At 70.7% G+C, this 19225-nt stretch carries 20 protein-coding genes and 1 pseudogene; 10 read left to right on the top strand and 11 right to left on the bottom strand.

Translation table 11 applies throughout. The features are described from left to right. Window positions 1-67: 67 nt before the first annotated feature. From OHA72_RS07645 to pdhA, 7 genes are all read right to left on the bottom strand, one after another. Window positions 68-1915, bottom strand: coding sequence for an NHL domain-containing thioredoxin family protein (locus OHA72_RS07645; RefSeq protein WP_327007141.1), 1848 nt, complete (start codon window positions 1913-1915; stop codon window positions 68-70). 62 nt (window positions 1916-1977) lie between these two features. Next, the gene (locus OHA72_RS07640) at window positions 1978-2544 is read right to left on the bottom strand and encodes an LppU/SCO3897 family protein (protein ID WP_327007140.1); all 567 of its coding nucleotides are present in this window, start codon (window positions 2542-2544) and stop codon (window positions 1978-1980) included. Beyond that, window positions 2541-3998, bottom strand: a complete 1458-nt coding sequence (locus OHA72_RS07635; protein WP_327007139.1) for a hypothetical protein — start codon at window positions 3996-3998, stop codon at window positions 2541-2543. Before OHA72_RS07635 ends, OHA72_RS07640 begins: the two co-directional genes overlap by 4 nt. Before the next feature lie 182 nt (window positions 3999-4180). Then, on the bottom strand, window positions 4181-4315 hold the full coding sequence (locus OHA72_RS07630; RefSeq protein ID WP_327007138.1) for a hypothetical protein: 135 nt from the start codon (window positions 4313-4315) through the stop codon (window positions 4181-4183). Between the two features lie 230 nt (window positions 4316-4545). Further along, window positions 4546-5952, bottom strand: coding sequence for a dihydrolipoamide acetyltransferase family protein (locus tag OHA72_RS07625; RefSeq protein WP_327007137.1), 1407 nt, complete (start codon window positions 5950-5952; stop codon window positions 4546-4548). Between the two features lie 11 nt (window positions 5953-5963). Then, on the bottom strand, window positions 5964-6944 hold the full coding sequence (locus OHA72_RS07620; RefSeq protein ID WP_327011494.1) for an alpha-ketoacid dehydrogenase subunit beta: 981 nt from the start codon (window positions 6942-6944) through the stop codon (window positions 5964-5966). Further along, a complete protein-coding gene (gene pdhA / locus OHA72_RS07615) occupies window positions 6941-8074 on the bottom strand; it encodes a pyruvate dehydrogenase (acetyl-transferring) E1 component subunit alpha (RefSeq protein WP_327007136.1) in 1134 nt (377 codons plus the stop codon). The genes OHA72_RS07620 and pdhA overlap by 4 nt, the downstream gene beginning before the upstream one ends. A gap of 308 nt (window positions 8075-8382) precedes the next feature. Here pdhA and OHA72_RS07610 point away from each other — a divergent pair, with 308 nt between their 5' ends. Next, window positions 8383-9009 (top strand): hypothetical protein, encoded by a 627-nt coding sequence (locus OHA72_RS07610; protein ID WP_327007135.1) that lies wholly within the window; start codon window positions 8383-8385, stop codon window positions 9007-9009. 27 nt (window positions 9010-9036) lie between these two features. Here OHA72_RS07610 and OHA72_RS07605 read toward each other — a convergent pair whose 3' ends face one another. Both OHA72_RS07605 and OHA72_RS07600 read right to left on the bottom strand, forming a co-directional pair. After that, window positions 9037-9216 (bottom strand): hypothetical protein, encoded by a 180-nt coding sequence (locus OHA72_RS07605; protein ID WP_327007134.1) that lies wholly within the window; start codon window positions 9214-9216, stop codon window positions 9037-9039. Then, window positions 9216-9473 (bottom strand): hypothetical protein, encoded by a 258-nt coding sequence (locus OHA72_RS07600; protein WP_327007133.1) that lies wholly within the window; start codon window positions 9471-9473, stop codon window positions 9216-9218. Before OHA72_RS07600 ends, OHA72_RS07605 begins: the two co-directional genes overlap by 1 nt. Window positions 9474-9648: 175 nt before the next feature. Between OHA72_RS07600 and OHA72_RS07595 the strand changes: the two genes are divergently transcribed. The 4 genes from OHA72_RS07595 (at window position 9649) to OHA72_RS07580 (ending at window position 12698) form a co-directional block, all read left to right on the top strand. Next, entirely contained in the window at window positions 9649-10503 is an 855-nt protein-coding gene (locus OHA72_RS07595; protein ID WP_327007132.1) for a helix-turn-helix domain-containing protein, read from the top strand. An 18-nt stretch (window positions 10504-10521) separates the two neighbouring features. Beyond that, window positions 10522-10722: a DUF397 domain-containing protein gene (locus OHA72_RS07590; protein ID WP_033359839.1), complete on the top strand. Its 201-nt coding sequence runs from the start codon at window positions 10522-10524 to the stop codon at window positions 10720-10722. A 231-nt stretch (window positions 10723-10953) separates the two neighbouring features. Then, entirely contained in the window at window positions 10954-11508 is a 555-nt protein-coding gene (locus OHA72_RS07585) for a GNAT family N-acetyltransferase (RefSeq protein ID WP_327007131.1), read from the top strand. A gap of 149 nt (window positions 11509-11657) precedes the next feature. Beyond that, window positions 11658-12698 (top strand): DUF4192 domain-containing protein, encoded by a 1041-nt coding sequence (locus OHA72_RS07580; RefSeq protein WP_327007130.1) that lies wholly within the window; start codon window positions 11658-11660, stop codon window positions 12696-12698. Here the strand turns inward: OHA72_RS07580 and fdhD are convergent. Then, entirely contained in the window at window positions 12580-13521 is a 942-nt protein-coding gene (fdhD, locus tag OHA72_RS07575; protein WP_327007129.1) for a formate dehydrogenase accessory sulfurtransferase FdhD, read from the bottom strand. The genes OHA72_RS07580 and fdhD overlap by 119 nt on opposite strands. Before the next feature lie 1715 nt (window positions 13522-15236). On the opposite strand from fdhD, the pseudogene mobA reads away from it, so the two are divergent. The 3 genes and pseudogenes from mobA to OHA72_RS07560 all read left to right on the top strand — a co-directional run. Further along, window positions 15237-15821, top strand: a pseudogene (mobA, locus tag OHA72_RS07570) (molybdenum cofactor guanylyltransferase); the annotation flags it as partial. A gap of 231 nt (window positions 15822-16052) precedes the next feature. Beyond that, complete coding sequence (locus tag OHA72_RS07565) at window positions 16053-16298, top strand: DUF6457 domain-containing protein (protein WP_327007128.1); 246 nt, start codon at window positions 16053-16055, stop codon at window positions 16296-16298. Window positions 16299-16352: 54 nt separating this feature from the next. Continuing rightward, window positions 16353-17414, top strand: coding sequence for a T3SS (YopN, CesT) and YbjN peptide-binding chaperone 1 (locus OHA72_RS07560; RefSeq protein WP_327007127.1), 1062 nt, complete (start codon window positions 16353-16355; stop codon window positions 17412-17414). Here OHA72_RS07560 and OHA72_RS07555 read toward each other — a convergent pair. Next, entirely contained in the window at window positions 17411-17848 is a 438-nt protein-coding gene (locus tag OHA72_RS07555; protein WP_327007126.1) for a DUF6232 family protein, read from the bottom strand. The genes OHA72_RS07560 and OHA72_RS07555 overlap by 4 nt on opposite strands. Window positions 17849-18151: 303 nt before the next feature. On the opposite strand from OHA72_RS07555, the gene OHA72_RS07550 reads away from it, so the two are divergent. Beyond that, the gene (locus tag OHA72_RS07550; RefSeq protein ID WP_327007125.1) at window positions 18152-19009 is read left to right on the top strand and encodes a helix-turn-helix domain-containing protein; all 858 of its coding nucleotides are present in this window, start codon (window positions 18152-18154) and stop codon (window positions 19007-19009) included. Between the two features lie 38 nt (window positions 19010-19047). After that, complete coding sequence (locus OHA72_RS07545) at window positions 19048-19224, top strand: DUF397 domain-containing protein (protein ID WP_327007124.1); 177 nt, start codon at window positions 19048-19050, stop codon at window positions 19222-19224. Window position 19225 lies beyond the last annotated feature (1 nt).

Below are 19225 nucleotides of genomic sequence, written 5' to 3'. Positions count from 1 at the left end.
CCGCGTGTGATCACGGAACTTCCGTGGTGCCCCGGGCCCCGTGGAGTTCCGTGATCACGCAGGTCTGTCAGGGGGTCTTGTCCAGCCCGCGCAGCACCAGCGGCAGGCGGGCGGCGCCGTCCTTGACGACCCGGATCGGGACGCCCCAGTCCTGCCGGGTCAGGTGGCAGGCGGGGAACTCCGCGTCGATGTCGCACGTCGCGGCCTGGGCGACGACCTGCAGGACACCCTCGGTGACATCGGGGGACAGGACCAGCCGGCGCTGCAGGCTCTGCGTCACCCCCGCGCCTTCGAGCAGCAGCTCCGGCGGTGAGGCCGACACCTCGAGACGGGTCGACGGGCCGAACGACTCGTCGAGTTTCTGCCCCGGCGCCGGCTCGAAGATCAGGTCGAGCTCGACCTCCCCGGGTGCGAGCATCGTCGACGGGCGCTCGGTGCGGTGCCGCACGCCCGCGACGTCGACACCCGCCGCGGCGAGGGTGCCGGGCGCGAGGCGGACGAGCCGGTGCGCCCCGGACTCGACGACCACGACGTCACCCGTCGTGGTGAGCACCAGGTCGCTCGGCTCCTTGAGGCCGTCGACGACCGTGGTCACGACGCTGTTCGCGATCTTCCGGATGGCGCCGTTGTACGTGTCGGCGACGAGCACACTGCCGTCGGCGAGGGCGAGCAGGCCCAGCGGGTGCTGCAGCAGCGCCTGGTCGGCCGGGCCGTCCACGTGGCCGAAGTCGAACAGCCCCTGTCCGGCCGCGGTCGACAGGTGGCCGTCCTCGATCCAGCGGATCGCGCTGGACTCGCTGTCGGCGATCCACAGCTTCGTGCCGTCGGGAGCCGCGGACAGCCCGGACGGCTGCGCCATCCACACCTCGTGCAGGGGGCCGTCGCGCAGCGCCTCGACGGTGGTGCCCGCGTACATGCCGGCGGTGCGCTGCACCGGGTTGAACCACCACAGCTGGTGGATGCCGGCCATCGCGATCACGACCCGGTCGTCGAACCACGCCACGTCCCACGGCGAGGACAGGTCGACCGCGAGAGAGTCGTGCGCGTCGAAGTCGACGGAGCCGCGCCACTGACGCCCGCTGCCGGCGACCGTGGTGACCTCGCCGGTGGAGAGCTTCAGGCCGCGCAGCAGATGGTTGACCGTGTCGGCGACGACGACGTCGTACCCCGCGATCCCGGCGACGTGCGGCGGCAGCAGGCACAGCCCGCCGGGCTCGGAGAACTCCGGGTCCGTGCCGTCCTTGCGGCCGCGCTGCCCCGTGCCGATCCGGCGGACCAGGGTCTCGTTGTCGGCGTCGAGCTCGACCAGCGACTGATGCGTCGAGTCCGAGACCAGGAAGTGCCCGTCGGCGAGGGCGAGCGCCTTGCCGGGGAACCGCAGCACGGTCTCGTCGCCGCCCTTCGGCGCGACGTGCGGCGAGTCGCCGCGACGCAGCGTGCCCCTCGCGTCGTGGACGCGCACCAGCTCCTCGACCAGCCGCGCCAGCCCTTCGGCGTGGCCCTCGCCGGCCATCGTCGCCACGACGTAGCCCTCGGGGTCGATGACGGTGAGCGTCGGCCAGGCCTTCGCCGCGTACTGCTGCCACATGTCCATCTCGGGGTCGTCGAGCACGGGGTGGTCGACCCCGTACCGCTCGACGGCCGCCGCGAGCGCCGCGGCGTCCTTCTCGTGCTCGAACTTCGGCGAGTGCACGCCGATGGTCACCAGCACGTCGGCGAAGCGCTCCTCCAACGGCCGCAGCTCGTCGAGCACGTGCAGGCAGTTGATGCAGCAGAAGGTCCAGAAGTCGAGCACGACGATCTTGCCCCGCAGGTCGGACAGGGTGAGTCCGTCGGTGTTGAGCCATCCTCGCCCGCGGAGTTCGGGAGCACGGACGCGGGCTTTGAGCAGTGGCGACTGCGCCGGGTCGGTCATGACCCCAAGTCTGCCCGAGTGCCTCCGAGGGCCCCGGCCCGGGAAGGACCGGGGCGCCTACGTCACTTCTGGGCGGCCGGGCGCAGGCAGAGGACCTCGTCCTTCTGGCCCTTGTGCTGCAGCACCACGTACGGCTGGCTGGCGTCCGAGCAGCTCTCCGGCTTCTCGACCTTCTGCACGACGGTGAACGCGTCCTTGTCCGAGCAACTGGCCTTCTTCGCCGAGTCGCCGTCCTGCTTGACGCACGAGTTGACCGCGAAACTGGTGCTGCCGGCGTTGTTGAGCGCCACGACGATGCCCGTGCCGGCGACCGCGAGCAGGAAGACGACGACGACCACGACGAGCCCGAGGACGAGCCCGCGCTTGCTCTTGGGAGCGGCCGGCGGCGTCGGTACGGCCGGATCCCCGCCCACCGGTGCCGCCGCCTGCGGCGGAGGGTCGCCCGGCATGGTGACGAGGTCGCTGTAGTGCGGTCCGGCGGCGGCACTGGGCACCGAGGCCTGGTACACGCCGGTCGCCGGTGGCGGCGCCGCCTGGTAGATGCCGGTCGCGGGCGGGCCGGACGCGGGGGGCGCCGACGCCGGAGCGTTCGAGGCGGGCGGTGCGGAGGCCTGGTAGAAGCCGGTCACCGGTGGAGCCGACGTCGGGTACGTGGCCGGCGGCGCCGACGCCTGGTAGACACCGGTGGCGGGCGGGGCCGAGGTCGGGCCGGCCGCGGGCGGTGCGCTCGCCGGGGGACCTGGGCCCGGGCCGCGTACGACGCCGCGGGCGGGATCTTGCCCAGGTTGGGCGGGGCGGGGACCTCGCCGCCGGGCGTGGCCGAGGTCGGCGCGCCGTAGGTCGCCGGGGGCGCGGAGGCGGGCGGCGAACCATAGCCGGCCGGCGGCGCCGAGGTCGGCGTGCCGTACGTGGCCGGGGGCGCGGAGGTCGGTGCGCCGTAGGTGGCAGGTGGCGCCGAGGTCGGCGGTGCAGAGGTCGGTGCGCCGTAGGTGGCGGGCGGCGCCGAGGTCGGCGGTGCAGAGGTCGGTGCGCCGTAGGTGGCAGGTGGCGCCGAGGTCGGCGGTGCAGAGGTCGGTGCGCCGTAGGTGGCGGGCGGCGCCGAGGTCGGGGCGCCGTACGTGGCCGGCGGGGTGGACGCCTGCGGCGTGCCGTAGGTGGCCGGGGGAGCGGAGGACGGGACGCCGGGCACCGGTGGGGGCGAGGTGGGGACCTGGGCGGTGCCGTAGGGGGACGGCTGGCCGGGTGACTGCGGCGCGCCGGGCGGGGGTGGCTGGATGCCCCCGGGGACCTGGGCGCTGCCGGAGACCTGGGCGGTGCCGTAGGTCCGCGCACTGCCGGAGACGGGGGCTGCGGAGACCGGGGCGTTGCCGTACTGCGCGCCGGAAACCTGCGCGGAGCCAGGAACCTGCGAGCCGGGAACCTGCGCGGCACCGGGGACCTGCGAGCCGGGGACCTGTGCCGAGCCGGGGATCTGTGCGCCGGGGATCTGTGCCGAGCCGGACGAGGGCATACCGGAGACGGGCACCTGGGCGGCGCCGGAGGACGGAGCGCCGGACACCGGAACCTGCGCCGAGCCGGACGGGCTGCTCGCGCTCGGTGGGGTGCCCGGGACGGGAACCTGGGCGCTGCCGGTCGGCGGCGTGGGTGGCGTGTCCGCGGCCGGTGCGGCAGGGGTGAAACCGGGGAAGCTGCCGGGCGGGCCGGGCGGCGTGTTCGGCGGCGGCGGCACGCGGGCCGGAAGCGGCGGCGCGAACGGCCCGGCCGGCGGGAACGGCCCAGGGCGGGCCGGCTGCTCGCCGTCCTCGGAGGCTTCCCCGTTCGACGGAACAGCAGGAGGCGGCGGCGCCGCGGCCGGCGTGAAGGGCGGCGCGGCGGCGGGCTCCGCGGGCGGGACGGGCGTGCCGTACGTCGCGGGCGTGGGCGGTGCGGCCGGCGACGTCGGTTGGGCAGGAGGCCTGGTCGGCATGGGGACCGACGCGGTGGCTCGCACGGTGCCGGCCGGTGGCGTGCCGGGCGGGGGTGAGCTCGGCGCGCTCGCCGCACCCTCGTCCGCTTCGGACGGGTGGGGCTGGTCGGACGTCATCGTGCCTCCTGTGGGTCAGACCCTTGCGACCGTAGTCGACCCGAACCGTACATGGCAGAGCGGAGGCTCAGGTTCGCCGGTGAGCGCCCCCAGAATAGGTGAACAACGAGCAGCCGCCCCGGTCCGGGGAGGGTTCGGACCAGGGCGGCTGAGAGTGATGGCCGGGGCTGTGGAGCGCAGGCTCAACTTCGGCTGAGCATGGCGTGGAGTTCGTCGCGCAGGGCGCTCGACGGGTTCTTGGCGATGGCGCGCTCGATCGCGTCGAGGCGGCGGGCGGCGTTGCGGCGGGCGCGGTAACGCTCCATGAAGGTGCTCACGGCTGGCTCCTCGGTGTAGGGGACTTGACTGCGTGTAAGGGCTTGACTTGCTTCCCGTTCATTACACGCCTACTGGAAGATCCATAGCCAGCGAATAGCAAGTGATGCGGCGCACCCGCCGACGATTCGTAGGCGTTCTGCCTGGGTAAACGCCCTGTTCGTCGGCCATATGACAGTGGCCCGGCGCACCAGCGCCGGGCCACTTGCCGTGAATTGGACTGCTGTCTGAACTAGCTCCAGGCGAGCAGCGAACCCTCCGGGTCCTCCAGGAAGGCGCCGACGTCGCGCAGGAACTTCGAGCCCAGCTCGCCGTCGATGATCCGGTGGTCGAACGACAGGCCGAGCGTCGTCACCTGCCGGATCTTGATCTTGCCCTTGTGGACCCAGGGCGTGTCGCGGATGGCGCCGAACACCAGGATGGCCGACTCGCCCGGGGGCAGGATCGGAGTGCCGGTGTCGATGCCGAACACACCGACGCTGGTGATCGTGAACGTGCCGCCGCTCATCGCCGCCGGGGACGTCTTGCCCTCGCGGGCGGTGGCGACCAGTGCGTTGAGCGCGTCGGCGAGCTCCCGGGTGGTGAGCGCGTCGGCGTCCTTCACGTTGGGCACGATCAGGCCGCGCTCCGTCGCCGCGGCGATGCCGAGGTTGACGTAGTGCTTGACCAGGATCTCGGCGGGGGCGCCGCCGTCGGACGAGCGCCACGACGAGTTGACCATCGGGTGGCGCTTGAGCGCGACCAGGGCTGCCTTGGCGACCATGAGCAGCGGGGACACCCGCACGTCGCGCCAGTCGCGCTTGCCCTTGAGCCGTTCGAGCGCCTTCATCGAGCGGGTGACGTCGACCGTCAGGAACTCGGTGACGCGCGGCGCGGTAAAGGCGCTGGCCACCATGTTCTCGGCGGTCAGCTTCCGCACGCCCTTGACGGGGATCCGCTCCTCGCGGCCGACCCTGACCGGCGCCGCCGGCGCCGTCGCGGCGCCGGCGGGCGACGACACGGACAGCACGTCGTCGCGCGTGATCGAGCCGTTGGGGCCGCTGCCGGCGATGCCGACCAGGTCCACGCCCAGGTCCCGGGCGAGCTTGCGGACCGGGGGCTTCGCCAACACGGACCCTGGCGTGGGGCGCGTCCCGCCCGGGGACTCGACCGTGATCGCGGCCGGCGCTACGGGCGGAGCGGGAGGCTCCGGTTGTACCAAGGCCGCAGTTGCATTTGTCGTTGTTCTTGGCCGGCGCTTCGCGGCGGCGGTCTTCGGGCCGTAGCCGACGAGCACGGCGGTGCGGCCACCGGGCGCGGGACCGCCGATCATGCCGGGCTCGACCGGCGCGTCGCCGGCGATGTCGACCGCGGCCAGCGATGCTGCCGAAGGCACCGGCATGGCAGCACTGCCTGAGGGGTCGGTGTCGATCGCGATGATCGGGGCGCCGACCTCGACCATGGTGCCCTCGGGGTGGAAGATCGTGGCGACCTTGCCGGCCCACTTGGCGGGGATCTCGACCGCCGCCTTCGCGGTCTCGACCTCCACGATCGGCTGGTTGAGCTCGATGGTGTCGCCGACGTTGACCAGCCACTTCAGGATTTCGCCCTCGGTGAGGCCCTCGCCGAGATCGGGAAGGTTGAACTCTTTGACCGTCACTGCGCGTCCCCCTAGAACCCGAACGAGCGGTCGACGGCGTCGAGCACCCGATCCAGATCGGGCAGGTACTCCTCCTCGACGCGGGCGGCCGGGTAGGGCGTGTCGAACCCGGTGACGCGCAGGACCGGCGCCTCGAGGGAGTAGAAGCACTCCTCCGTGATCCGGGCGGCGATCTCCGAACCGAGACCCAGGTTGCCGGGTGCCTCGTGGACGACGATCGCGCGGCCGGTGCGGCGCACCGACTCGTACACCGGAGCCATGTCCAGCGGGGAGAGCGTGCGCAGGTCGATGACCTCCAGCTCGCGCCCGTCCTCGGCGGCGGCGGTCGCGGCGTCCAGCGCCGTGCGGACCATCGGCCCGTAGGCGAGCAGCGTGGCGTCGGTGCCGGCCCGCGCGACCCGCGAGACGTGCAGCGGTGCGCTCGCGGCGTCGACGTTGACCTGGCCCTTCTCCCAGTAGCGGCGCTTGGGCTCCATGAAGATGATCGGGTCGTCGGACTCGATCGACTGCTGGATCATCCAGTACGCGTCGTCGGGGTTGGAGCACGAGACGACCTTCAGCCCCGCGGTGTGCGCGAAGTAGGCCTCGGGCGACTCGGAGTGGTGCTCGACCGCGCCGATGCCGCCGCCGAACGGGATCCGGATGACGATCGGCAGCCGGACCTTGCCCTGGGAGCGGTAGTGCATCTTCGCGACCTGCGACACGATCTGGTCGTAGGCCGGGTAGACGAACCCGTCGAACTGGATCTCGCACACCGGGCGGTAGCCACGGATCGCGAGGCCGACGGCGGTGCCGATGATGCCGGACTCCGCCAGGGGGGTGTCGATGACGCGCTCGTCGCCGAAGTCCTTCTGCAGGCCGTCGGTGATGCGGAAGACGCCGCCGAGCTTGCCGACGTCCTCGCCCATGATGAGGACCTTCGGGTCGCGCTCCATCGACCGGCGCAGGCCGGTGTTGAGCGCCTTGCCGATCGTCAGGGTCTCGGCCATCAGTGCCCACTCCCCTCGAACGACGCCATGTACTTGCTGAACTGCTCCCGCTGCTGGTCGAGCTCGGGCGAGCCGTGCGGATAGACATGGTCGAACAGGGTCCGCGGGTCCGGGTCGGGCATGGTGAGGACGCGTTCGCGCAGCTCGGCGGCGGAGACGCGGGCCTCCTCGTCGACCGCGGCGAAGAAGTCGTCGCCGGCGATGCCCTGCTTCTCCAGGAACGCCCGCAGCCGCTTGATCGGGTCCTTCGCCTGCCAGGCCTCGACCTCGCTGGCGATGCGGTAGCGCGTCGGGTCGTCCGACGTGGTGTGGGCGCCCATCCGGTACGTGTAGGCCTCGATCAGCGAGGGGCCCTGCCCGTGACGGGCGTCGTCGAGGGCCTTGCGGGTGACCGCGTAGCAGGCGAGCACGTCGTTGCCGTCGACCCGCAGGCCGGGGAAGCCGAAGCCACTGGCGCGGTGGTACAGCGGAACGCGCGTCTGCCGCTCGAGCGGCTCGGAGATCGCATACTGGTTGTTCTGGCAGAAGAACACCAGCGGGGCGTTGAAGACCGAGGCCCAGATGAACGCCTCGTTGACGTCGCCCTGGCTGGTGGCGCCGTCGCCGAAGTAGGCGATGACGGCCTCGCCGTCGTCGGAGCCGACCTTGCCGTCCTTGCTGACGCCCATCGCGTATCCGGTCGCGTGCAGGGTCTGCGCGCCGATGACGATCGTGTACATGCCGAACTTGAACTCGTTCGGGTCCCATGCACCCTGGTCGACCCCGCGGAACAAGGTCAGCGGCGCGATCGGGTCGACGCCGCGGCAGTAGAGCACGCCGTGCTCGCGGTAGGTCGGAAATGCCATGTCCTGCGTGCGCAGCGCCCGGCCCGAGCCGACCTGCGCGGCCTCCTGGCCGAGCAGGCTCGCCCAGATGCCCAGCTCACCCTGGCGCTGCAGGGCGGTCGCCTCGGCGTCGAGCTTCCGGACCACGACGAGGTCGTGGTACAGCGAGCGGTATTCGTCATCGGTGAAGTCGACCGTGTAGTCGGGGTGTTCGACCCGGTCTCCCTCAGGGGTGAGCAGCTGCACGAACGCGGGTTCAGGCGTGGCCCGTGTTGTGTGCGTCCGGGCCTTTGCGTCGCCCTTCGCCATCCGTATCTCCCTGTCGGTGTCTCGCGTCGGCAGCGGGGGTAACCCTGCCGCGCAGCGGGGGTGGCTGCTACGCGGCGGCCCTGTTGAGGCCGGCGCGTCGCGGTGGGTGTGAGTGGATCACGCCCGGGAGCCGGCCCTGGGGCTCAGTCGCAGGGTATGCGGACGCTACAGCCCCGTTGCCGGTGTGTGTCCAGCATCGCAGAAGGCGTGTGGATCGACACCATGGAGTTGGGGTTCCGCCGGGTCGCAAGGTCGAAAAATCCCTCCGGAACGGGCAGATCCTCGCCCGGTGCGTGGCAGTTAGTCCTATGAGCTTCGTACTGCATTCCCCGCACACTGGAGCGCTCAAGTTGGAATCCGACGTCCGTACCCACCGCATGTTCTCGCCGAACCGCCGGCCGCTGCTGATCTCCGCGCTGCTCGTGGCGCTGACCTCGGTGCCGACCTTGATCGTGGTCGCCGCCGGCAGCGCCTCGCTGGACACGGCGCCGTCCGTCCGGACGCCGATCGTCGCCGAGCCGCGGCCCGGCCCGCTGGTGCTCGATCCGACGCCCAGCAGTGGGCTGCACGGCTCCGGCGCGCCGCCGCTCGCGGCCGAGCCGACCGCTCCGCTGCCGCCCGCCACGGTGGTCAAGCCGCGCGCCACCGCCCACACCTCCGGCGGATCGGGTGGCGGTCTTCCACTTGGTACGGGGAGCAAAGCGCCGGTCTCGACCCCCGCTCCCGAGGTCCAGGCGCCCGTGGTCACGGCGCCGGTTGTTGTGAAGCCGACGCCTGTGAAGCCGACGCCGACGCCGACGGCGGCGCCCATTCAGAACAAGGCGTGGCCGGGTTGGGACGGCAAGCTCAAGGGCAAGCCGGAGGCGATCAGGCGCCCCGGCGGTCAGCGGTCCCGAACGGGGTCGGCCGATCAGTCAGAACTGCCGGACTGCTAGTCCGGCGCGCGTCACTGTGTGGGCGGGTCAGCGGCCGGCGCGCGTGTTGGAGTTGCGGGTCACCACAGCCCAGGCGGTGGAGAACGGCTTGCAGGGCCAGTGCGCGCAGCCGGCCGCGCAGCGTGTGACGTGCTGGATCCGCAGCGGCTGGTGACGTGACACCAGGCGGCGGGCGTCGGTCACGGCGTGGTCGTAGATGACGGCCATCAGAACCCCTGCTCCGCCGGTGCGGTCCACAGGATCCAGGCGGGATACAGCTGCTGAGCGGTTGCGAGCGCGGCCTCCGCGGAGCGGAACACGGCGATCTCGGACTTCCCATTACCCAGGCGCCACGTGAGCACGGCCTGATCCGGCAGCTCATGACCCCAGGCAACGACCTGCGGATGGTCGTCGTCGAAGGGATCGGCGACAATGCCGAAGAGTCGCGGCGCGCCTTCGAGCAGTATCACGTCGTCTTCGATCACGACGGATCTCCCTCCGGCAGAGGAACCATCTGACCGCCTCAGAATGCATGTGCAGGTTTCCAGGGGCAATACGTTCCGTCGAACTTGAGTAGAGCAACCCAATCGCTCACTGACGGACGTGCTTGCGCGACAACCTGGTAACGGACACACTCGTCTTGAGTAATGGAGGTGAGCGGTGTCCCACGCGCACAGCCCCACGTTCCCCCGCTTCCAGTTGGGCAAACAACTGCGTCGACTGCGCGAGCAGGCAAGGCTCACCACCGAGGACGTCGGCCTGCAACTGGACTGCTCACCCAGCACGATCAGCCGCATGGAAGGCGGGAAGGTCGGCATCCGCCGGAGCACCCTCGAACAGTTGCTCAAGATTTACGACGTTGATGATCGCGATCTGACGGAGACATTGATCGCGCTCGCCAAGGAGGGCAAGACCCGGGGCTGGTTCGCCCGCTTCGGAGACCTGCCCAGCCACTACTCCCGTTACATCGGCCTCGAGTCCAACGCGATCGAGATGCGTGACTACGAGGCGCTGGTGGTGCCCGGGCTGCTCCAGACGGAGGAATACACGCGAGCGCTGCTCGCCGCCGCCTCTCCGTCGGGTGAGTCGGAGGACGCCGTCCAGGCGCACGTCAGCGCCCGCCGTGAGCGCCAGGAGCTGCTCACCAAGGCCGAAGATCCATTGCAGTTCATCGCGGTCCTCGACGAGAGCGTCATCCGGCGCCTCATCGGTGGTGCCGACGTCATGCGGTCGCAGCTCAAGCACCTGGCCGAGATGGGCCGGGCGAGGAACGTGACGGTCCAGATCCTTCCGTTCAGCGGTGGGGCCTATGCCGGCATGGCTGGATCATTCGCGATCCTCAAGTTCCAAGGTGCACCAAGTGTCGTGTATGCCGAAGCCATGGCCGGCGACATCTACCAGGAAGCCGGAGACGTCCAGCGGTATCACGACGTGTTCGAAAGTCTGCGAGCCGCCGCACTCAGCCCATTCGAGTCGGTCAGGTTGATCGAGTCCGTGGTCGCTGAGACGGCCTGACAACGAAGGAGTGCGCAGATGGCTGCGCTGAACGAGCGGTGGCACAAGCCCACCCGAAGCGGTAACAACGGACAGTGCGTCGAAGCGCGGTTCGTCGACGGCGTCGTCGAGGTCCGCAACTCCAACGCCCCCGACGCTGGATCGGTGCGCTTCACCCGCGCCGAATGGGAGACCTTCATCGCGGCCGTCGACACCGACGGCGAATTCCGCCTGCCGTAACAAGTCTGCAGCAACAGCGAAGGGACCGTCCCGACCCGACGGTCCCTTCGTCGTTGTTCAGCTGGCTGCGAGCCGTTCCTGATGTTATCGCCAACCGGCTCGCTCAGTAACCGTCTGGTCGCGATCCGCGTGATGCTACAAAAGGCGTGAAACGGTCAGGGTTCGGCCGCCCAGGGTGCAATACCGCGATGTGGGTGTCGCGGAGCCTCGCACCGGAGTAAGCATGGATACATGGCGACTGTTCGCGCAGATGGCGGCGTGGGTGGCGGCGTCGCGACGCTGCAGCCGACGATCCGAGCGTACCGACCGACGGACCATCGAGAGTGCCGCCAGCTGTGGGCGGAGCTGACCGAGGAGCATCACCACCTCTATCCCGCCGCGTCACCCGTGAGCGGTGATCCGGGTGCCGCGTTCGAGGAGTACCTCACCCGGCTCGACCTGTCCGGCATGTGGGTCGCGGACATCCTCGGCGTCGGTGCGGTCGGCATGGTCGGGCTCATCCTCGACGGCCGTGGCGGTCAGGTCGAGCCGCTGGTCGTGGCGTCGGCCCGGCGCGGCGAGGGGATCGGCCGGGGGCTGCTGGAGCACGTCGCCGACCAGGCCAGGCGGCGCGGGCTCGGGCAGCTGAGCATCTCGCCGGCGGCGCGCAACGTGGACGCCATCCGGTGCTTGCACGCGGCCGGTTACGACGCGCTTGCCAGGGTCACGCTCGCCATCGACCTGCACCCCGACGGGCAGGACTGGCAGGACGGCATCGATCTGCACGCGCAGCGGTTCCGGTACTAGCGGGGGGCTTGTCGCGCTTGCGTTCGTGCCCGCTCGTGTTGTGGGCGGTCTGTCAAGTGACGGTTCGCGGCTGTGGATCGAAACGGACGTTGTCCACAGCCGAAAACCGCTAGTTCCCGTGCGCGGCGGCGACCGCCAGGCTCGGGTGCATGACGACCGCGACCTCCACCCTCGCCCAGCCCAAGTTGCGGCTGCGCACCCCCGAAGACATCCTGGCCGGCACGCCCTACCTGTTCGGATTCCACCCGTCCGACAGCATCGTGGCGCTCGGCGTGCGTGGCCGGATGCTCCGCTTCCACATGCGCGACGACCTGCGCGACCCGGGTGAGGACATCGACGCCCTCGCCGAGAGCTATGCCGACATGTTCCGCCGCCAGCACGTCGACCACGTCGTGCTGATCGGCTACGGCGCACCCGAGCACGTCGAGCCGCTCCTGCGCGCCACCACCGCCGGGATGCGCCGCCACGGCATCGCGGTGCACGAGATGCTCTGGGCGCACAAGGGGCGGTATCGGTCCCTCATCTGCGACTCGGCCGACTGCTGCCCGGCGGAGGGCCTGCCCTATGACGTCACCGCGACGGCGGTCGCGGCGACCGCCACGCTCATCGGCATGGTCGCGCTGCCCGACCGGGCCACCCTCGTCCGCAGCCTCGCCGCACCGACCGGCCCCGCCCTCGACACGGCCGAGCGCGCCGCCCGGCACGCCCAGGCACGGCTCGCCCGCTCCGCCGGCACCCCGGCCGACGGCATCGCCGACCTCGACGCGGCGCTGCGCCGCACCCGCGACGGCGACCGCCTCGCCGACGAGGAGATCGCCTGGCTCGCGTTCCTCATCCACAGCCTGCGCCTGCGCGACGAGGCCTGGATGCGCATCGACCGCGACGGCGAGCCCGCCCTCGACGTGCACGACCGCCTGTGGAGCGACGTGCTGCGCCGCTGCGCCCCGACGTTCGCCGCGCCCGCCGCGATGCTGGTCGCCTATGCGGCATGGCGCTCCGGCAACGGGGTGCGCTCCCGCATCGCCGTCGAGCGCGCCCTGGACGCCGACCCGGGCTACAGCGCCGCCAGGCTCATGGCCGAGATCCTGGACCGGGGCCTGTCACCGCAGTCGCTCCCGCCGATCGTGCGACGGGCCCGACGGGAGCCTGCTCCAACCCGACGACGCGTTGCGCGCCGGCGTAGACGTTGAAGGTCCGCCCCCGCAGGAAGCCCACCAGCGTCAGCCCTGCCTCCGCGGCCAGATCCACGGCAAGCGTGCTCGGCGCCGACACCGCCGCGAGCACCGGGATGCCGGCCATCCACGCCTTCTGGCACAGCTCGAAGCTGGCCCGTCCACTCACCATCAGCACATGACCGGCGAGCGGGAGCCTCCCCTGCCGCACCGCCCACCCCACGATCTTGTCCACGGCGTTGTGCCGCCCCACGTCCTCCCGCAGGCAGACCAGCTCCCCACCGGCCGTGAAGAGCCCCGCCGCGTGCAACCCACCCGTCGTCCGGAAGGCCCGCTGCCCCTCCCGCAGCGCGTCGGGCATCCCGGCCAGCACCGCCGGCGCCACCCGGACCCCGTCCCCACCCACGTCGAAGAGCGACCGCGTCCGCACCGCGTCGATGCTCGCCTTCCCGCACACCCCACACGAGGAGGTCGTGTAGAAGTTCCTGGCCGGATCAACCTCCGGCGCCGGCACCCCGGCCGCAAGCGCCACGTCAACGACGTTGTACGTGTTCGGCTCCTGATCCCCCGCGCACAACTGCGCCGTCCGCACATCACCGGCCGACCTGATGATCCCCTCGGTCAACAAAAACCCGATCGCCAGATCCAGGTCATCCCCAGGCGTGCGCATCGTGACCGCCAGCGGCGGCCGCGGCGCCCCAGCCACACCCACCCTGATCTCCAGCGGCTCCTCCGCCACCAGCGTGTCAGGCCCAACCTTCACCTCAACCCGCACCTCACCCGCCGCCGCCGGCCCGACGTCCACCCGGGCAATCGTCCGCCGTTGCGTGACGCGTCCCATGGTCGACCTCCAGATGCGAGCGTGTTCCGGTCGTTGCCCGCTCGACGGTACGTCCCGCGCCGCCGCTCAAGTATTCCGCGATCCGCCCAAGGCCCCCGACGTCCCCGCGCGCCACGTTCACCTTCGCCCGACGTTCCCCCCGCCTCCGGCCATTTCCGCTCCGTGCCGAAGCTGCGGCTCCCGGCTCCCGGCTCCCGGCTCGGGGCTTGGGGCTTGGGGCAAGGGGCCTGGGGCAAGGGCTCGGGTTCGCGGCTCGGCCGGGAGCTTCCAGCTCGGGCTCTGGCGTGCGCTCCGATTCGGGGCTCGGGCGTGGGCGTGGGTGCCGGTTCGCTGGCCCTGTCCGGTGCTGTCGTTTGCCGCTGTGGTCGTGATCCAAGTCGTCTGGTGGTCGTCCGGGCGACCGGCATGCGCCTTCGATCATGACGGCGGTGCGGGGGATCCGTTCTCCGATCGCGTCCGCGAGGTCGCCTGCTGCTTGACGCGGCGCGTCGTGTCCGGGATCGCCGACCGCTCCGCAGGCGCCGCGAACCCATGCCTGTTCCGTTTCGAAGGTGCGGCTCCCGGCCCGGACTCGGGCTCCCGGTTCGGGCTCGCGGCTCGGCCAGGAGCTTCCGGCCCGGGCTCTGGCGTGCGCTCCGATTCGGGGCTCGGGCGTGGGCGTGGGTGCCGGTTCGCTGGCCCTGTCCGGAGCTGTCGTTTGCCCCTGTGGTCGTGATCCAAGTCGTCTGGTGGTCGTCCGGGCGACCGGCGTGGGCCTTCGATCATGACGGCGGTGCGGGGGATCCGTGCTTCGATCGCGTCCGCGAGGTCGCCTGCTTGACGCGGTGCGTCGTGTCCGGGAATCGCCGCCCGCTCCGCAGGCACGGCAACGGCTCCCGGCGTGGGTGCTGGTTGGCGGGTCCTGTGCGGGCTGTCGTTTGCCCCTGTCGTCGTGATCAAGGTCGTCTGGTGGTCGTTTGGGCGACCGGCATGCGCCTTTGATCATGACGGCGGTGCGGGGGATCCGTGCTTCGATCGCGTCCGCGAGGTCGCCTGCTTGACGCGGTGCGTCGTGTCCGGGAATCGCCGCCTGCTCCGCAGGCACGGCGCACCTTTGGCCGCTCCGGTCCGAAGGTGCGGCTCCCGGCTCCCGGCTCGGGCTCGCGGCTCGGGCGCGAACTTCCGGCTCGGGCTCGGGCTCGCGGCGCGGACGGGAGCTTCCGGCTCGGGCTCTGGCGTGCGCTCCGATTCGGGGCTCGGGCGTGGGCGTGGGTGCCGGTTCGCGGGTCCTGTCCGGGCTGTCGTTTGCCCCTGTGGTCGTGATCCAAGTCGTCTGGTGGTCGTCCGGGCGACCGGCATGCGCCTTCGATCACGACGGCGGTGCGGCCGGATCCGTGCTTCGATCACGTCCGAGGTCGCCTGCTGCTTGACGCGGTGCGTCGTGCCGGGAATCGCTGACCACTCCGCAGGCACAGCGAACCTCTGGCGCTCCGGTCCGAAGGTGCGGCTTCCGCCCCGGGCTTGGACTCCGGCTCCGGCCGGCTCCGGCTCCAGTTCCCGGCGTAGGTGCTGGTTGGCGGGGTCCGTTCGGGCTGTCGTTTGCCCTGTCGTCGTGATCCAAGTCGTCCGGTGGTCGTCCGGGCGACCGGCGTGCGGCTTCGATCACGACGGCGGTGGGGCGGGCGGTTACCGTTCGGGGCATGCAGGTAGCCAGCAGGTGGCCGGGGTTGACGGCCGTGGTTCTTGCCGGGGGTGGGGGCACGCGGCTCGGGGGCAGGGACAAGCCGATGTTGGCCGTTGGTGGTGTGCCCATGCTGGACCGGGTGCTTGCTGCGCTTGCCGGGGCGGGTCTTCGGATTGTGGTCGGGCCTGCGCGGTCGGGGGTGGCTGCGGGGGTGTGGACCGTTCGGGAAGATCCGCCGGGTGCGGGGCCGGCCGCGGCGACCGCGGCCGCGCTCGGCGTGATGACGACGTCCGGGGAGGGCGGTGGGTCTGCGGCGGTCGGGGCGGGGCTGGTTGGGGTGTTTGCGGCTGACCTGCCGTATCTCACGGGCGAGGCGGTCGGGGTGCTGGTCGGGGCGGTTGGGGCAGCCAGGGTGGACGGGGCGGTGTACGTCGACGAGCGGGGGAAGCGGCAGCTGCTGTGCGGGGTGTGGCGGGAGGCTGCGCTGCGGGAAGGGGTCGGGCGGCTCGGGGACCCGGTGGGGAAGTCGATGCGGGCGGTGTTCGACGGGCTGGTCGTGGCCGAAGTCAGGTGGGAGGGTGACGGGCCGGCTCCATACTTCGACTGCGACACGGACGAGGACCTGCGCCGGGCGGAGCAGCAACCGGCAGAGCAGCAAAGGGCGGAGCGGCAAAGGGCGGAGCAGCAAAGGGCGGAGCAGCAACGGGGACAGCAGCAACGGGGACAGCAGCAACGGGGACAGCAGCAACAGGGATAGCAGCAACCGGCGGAGCGGCAACCGGGAGAGCCGCAAGCGGCGGAGCCGCAAGCGGCAGAGCAGTGAACAAACAGGGCAGCAACCAGGCGAGCGGCACAGAGCGGAGCGGTGATGAGTGGGAGTTCGGCGGATGAGGAGCTGGCGGCCTGGGTGGTGCGGGCGTGTGCGGAGCTCGGGCTCGCGCCGTTGAGTGTGGGGGAGCAGGACGCGATCCTCGACCTCGCCCGGGAGGTGGCGCACAACGTGGCGCGGCCGGGGGCGCCGGTGACGGCGTTCCTGCTGGGGGTGGCGGTGGGGCGGGGTGCCGATCTGGAGGAGGCGCGGTCGCGGCTGGTCGCTTTGGTGAGTGGGCGCTGACCCAGGAGGTGCATCGTCTGGATAGGGTGAGGCCCGGGGGGATTGGAGGCGGTCATGGCGGATGATCAGGACTACGAGGCAGCGCTGTTCGACGATGAGGATCCCATCGGAGGGGACCTCAAGGAGAAGGTTGCCGAGGCGTGGCGCGACTTCGCGCGGCACCTGGTCGACGCGCTGCGCCGGCTCGACCCGGGCACGACGCTCGATCTGACGCTCGACCCGACGGCGTCCGGGACCGGTGACGCCATCTATTCGGTGCAGGTGACCGGCGAGGACGGCGACATGCTCGCCGCGACTGCGGTCGGCAACGCGGACCTGCCTCCGGCTTATCGGCTGGGGCGGACGGTGATCGCGGAGATCGTGGCGCTCGGGTGGTCGCCGCCGGGTGTGGTGGCGGGGTCGGGTGAAGCGTTCGGGCTGCGGGTGCCGAAGAGCGACGCGGTGCAGCTCAGCCGGCTGATTATGCGGACGTTGCGGGACATCTACGGCACGCCGCACCCCGCGTTCCTGACGTATCTCGCGCATGACGCGCAGGGGCTCGTGGCGGCGTTGCCGTCGCTCGGGGTCGCCCGGTCGCTGGCGTCGATCGTCGACACCGACGAAGACGGGCCGGTTGCCGTGGTGCGCGTCAAGCACAACCATGAGGAGCAGGGCGAGGATCTGCCGCTGCAGGACAAGGTGATCACGGTCGTGGCGCGGCTGATGAAGACGACGCCGGAGGAGCTCACGATCGACCCGGACGGTGACATCGGCATCCGGTCCGGGTCGGCGATGGTGTTCGTGCGGGTGCGGGACAACCCGCCGCTGGTCGACGTGTTCTCGCCGATTCTGACCGAGATCGAGCCGACCGAGCGGCTCTACGTGAAGCTGTCCGAGCTGACCAACCGGATGCCGATCGGCCGGCTGTATTGCACCAACGACACGGTGTGGGCGTCGGTGCCCGTGTTCGGCAGGGACTTCCAGGCGACCCACCTGATGCTCGCCGTGCAGGTGATGACCGGGCTCGCGGACGAGCTCGATGACCGCCTGCAGGGCGAGTTCGGCGGGAAGCGTTTCTTCGGGGAGAACGACGTCCCCAAGCAGGTCGAAGGCGAACGCACCGGGATGTACCTCTAGCGTCCGCGGGCGGTCTCGACCGATCGCTGCAGCGCCCGGGACACCCGGCCGAACAGGTCCAGGTCCCGGGTGTGCAGCAGCGTGACCTGCTGGCCGCGGTAGTCGGCGCACAGCGTGTGCTGCCGGGGCCACCGCCTGGCGTAGAAGAGCCCGACGGCCCAGCTGATCAGCAGCGCGGACAGCGCCACCAGCACGACGGCGATCGAGCCGGTGGTCGCGGCCACGCCGAGCACGACAGCGTTCGCGATCCCGACCGCCACGCACGCCCGCACCCCCGGGTGGAGCGTGCCGGTGCCGTGCGTCGGGTGGGTCAGCTCGGCGATCTCGTAGCGGCCGCCGTCAGTGGCGAAGACCCGGTCGGTCACCAGGATCCCGTGCTGGTTGTAGTGCACGACCGGTCGGGACTCGAACGACTGGGGTGCGAAGGAACTCATGGGTGCGCTCCTTTGATGCTGGTGTCGGCGCCCGGGTCGCGGGCACGGACGCGACGAAGGAAGGAGGCGGCAACCGGCCACGGTGACGGCCGCCGTCCGATGCCCTCTGGGGAAGAGGGACAGATGCCCTCTGGGGAAGAGGGACGTTGAAGCCCAAGCGTCGCCGTCGCTGGGTGAGGCGGATCATGCAACCTCACCACTAAGCTTCTGTCTCTATTGCGCATCAAGACTGTCGGAGATGCAAGTGCAACTCTGTGCCGAAAGTTCTCAGTATTTGTGCGTGGATGCGGTACGGTGTGCATGATGTCGTCGAAGCCGAGCCCGACTCTGCTCCGCCGTCAGCTCGGGGCCGAGCTGCGACGGTTGCGTGAGGCTGCCCGGAAGACGGCGGCCGAGGTCGCCTCCGAGCTGAAGTGGTCGGAGTCCAAGGTCAGCCGGATCGAGACCGCCAACAGCAGCGTCCGTAACCCGGACCTGACAAAGCTTTTCGACCTTTACAAGACCTCTGAAGTCGATCGCGGCCGCATCACCGCGCTCGCGGCGCAATCGCGCCAGCGCGCGTGGTGGGAAGTGTATGGCGAGGCACTACTCGGCGCCTATGAGACCTACATCGGTTTCGAGGCCGAGGCGTCCGACGTGTTCCTGTATGACGCGGTCATTCTCAATGGCCTGATGCAGACCGTGGAATATGCCGGTGCAATCATCAACTCGGTCTCCGCCGGCGAGCGGCCCGATGTGGTGAATCAGCGGGTGTCCGTCCGGATGGCACGGCAGGCGGTGCTCACCCGCGACCCTCCGCCGAAGATCTGGGCCGTGCTGGACGAGGCGGTCCTCAAGCGACCGGTGGGCGGCCCAAGCGTGATGAAACGGCAGCTCATGAGGCTGCTGGAGATCGCCGACCGGCCGACGGTCACCCTGCAGATGGTCCCGTTCGAGCGCGGTGCGCACCGTGGGATCGACGGCGTGTTCAGCATTCTGGAGTTTGCCAACGAGACCGAGCAGCCACTGGTGTATTGCGATGGGATGACCGGCGGGGTGTTCCGCACCCGCCCGGAAGAGGTCCGGCGCTACCTGATGGCGTTCGAGTCGTTGCGCACGGTGGCGCTGAATCACGTCGAAACGCTCGAATACATTCAGCGGGCTATTCGCGAATACGAATAGCCCGAAAGGTAGATTCCGCGAAAAGAAAAGGATCTGTCATGAGTATTGTGTGGCGTAAGAGCACGCGTAGCGGCGCAAACGGCTGCGTCGAGGTGCTGCTGGACCCCAGGGCCGTGGGCATCCGTGACTCGAAGGACTCCCACAGCCCCGAGATCTTCGTCGACGCCGCCGCGTGGCGCGCGTTCGTGCAGCACGTGACCGAAATCCAGCGCTAGA

Source organism: Dactylosporangium sp. NBC_01737, from assembly GCF_035963215.1.
Taxonomy (GTDB): Bacteria; Actinomycetota; Actinomycetes; order Mycobacteriales; family Micromonosporaceae; genus Dactylosporangium.
This window is presented reverse-complemented; position numbering and strand designations above follow the sequence as displayed.

Excerpts from the sequence above, each read along its gene's own strand:
- OHA72_RS07565 (WP_327007128.1), top strand. The coding sequence starts at position 16,053 with ATGAGTGGGAGTTCGGCGGATGAGGAGCTGGCGGCCTGGGTGGTGCGG.
- OHA72_RS07610 (WP_327007135.1), top strand. The coding sequence starts at position 8,383 with ATGAGCTTCGTACTGCATTCCCCGCACACTGGAGCGCTCAAGTTGGAA.
- fdhD (WP_327007129.1), bottom strand. The coding sequence starts at position 13,521 with ATGGGACGCGTCACGCAACGGCGGACGATTGCCCGGGTGGACGTCGGG.
- OHA72_RS07590 (WP_033359839.1), top strand. The coding sequence starts at position 10,522 with ATGGCTGCGCTGAACGAGCGGTGGCACAAGCCCACCCGAAGCGGTAAC.
- OHA72_RS07560 (WP_327007127.1), top strand. The coding sequence starts at position 16,353 with ATGGCGGATGATCAGGACTACGAGGCAGCGCTGTTCGACGATGAGGAT.
- OHA72_RS07555 (WP_327007126.1), bottom strand. The coding sequence starts at position 17,848 with ATGAGTTCCTTCGCACCCCAGTCGTTCGAGTCCCGACCGGTCGTGCAC.
- OHA72_RS07585 (WP_327007131.1), top strand. The coding sequence starts at position 10,954 with ATGGCGACTGTTCGCGCAGATGGCGGCGTGGGTGGCGGCGTCGCGACG.
- OHA72_RS07545 (WP_327007124.1), top strand. The coding sequence starts at position 19,048 with ATGAGTATTGTGTGGCGTAAGAGCACGCGTAGCGGCGCAAACGGCTGC.
- OHA72_RS07635 (WP_327007139.1), bottom strand. The coding sequence starts at position 3,998 with ATGACGTCCGACCAGCCCCACCCGTCCGAAGCGGACGAGGGTGCGGCG.
- OHA72_RS07645 (WP_327007141.1), bottom strand. The coding sequence starts at position 1,915 with ATGACCGACCCGGCGCAGTCGCCACTGCTCAAAGCCCGCGTCCGTGCT.
- pdhA (WP_327007136.1), bottom strand. The coding sequence starts at position 8,074 with ATGGCGAAGGGCGACGCAAAGGCCCGGACGCACACAACACGGGCCACG.
- OHA72_RS07605 (WP_327007134.1), bottom strand. The coding sequence starts at position 9,216 with ATGGCCGTCATCTACGACCACGCCGTGACCGACGCCCGCCGCCTGGTG.
- OHA72_RS07550 (WP_327007125.1), top strand. The coding sequence starts at position 18,152 with ATGTCGTCGAAGCCGAGCCCGACTCTGCTCCGCCGTCAGCTCGGGGCC.
- OHA72_RS07580 (WP_327007130.1), top strand. The coding sequence starts at position 11,658 with ATGACGACCGCGACCTCCACCCTCGCCCAGCCCAAGTTGCGGCTGCGC.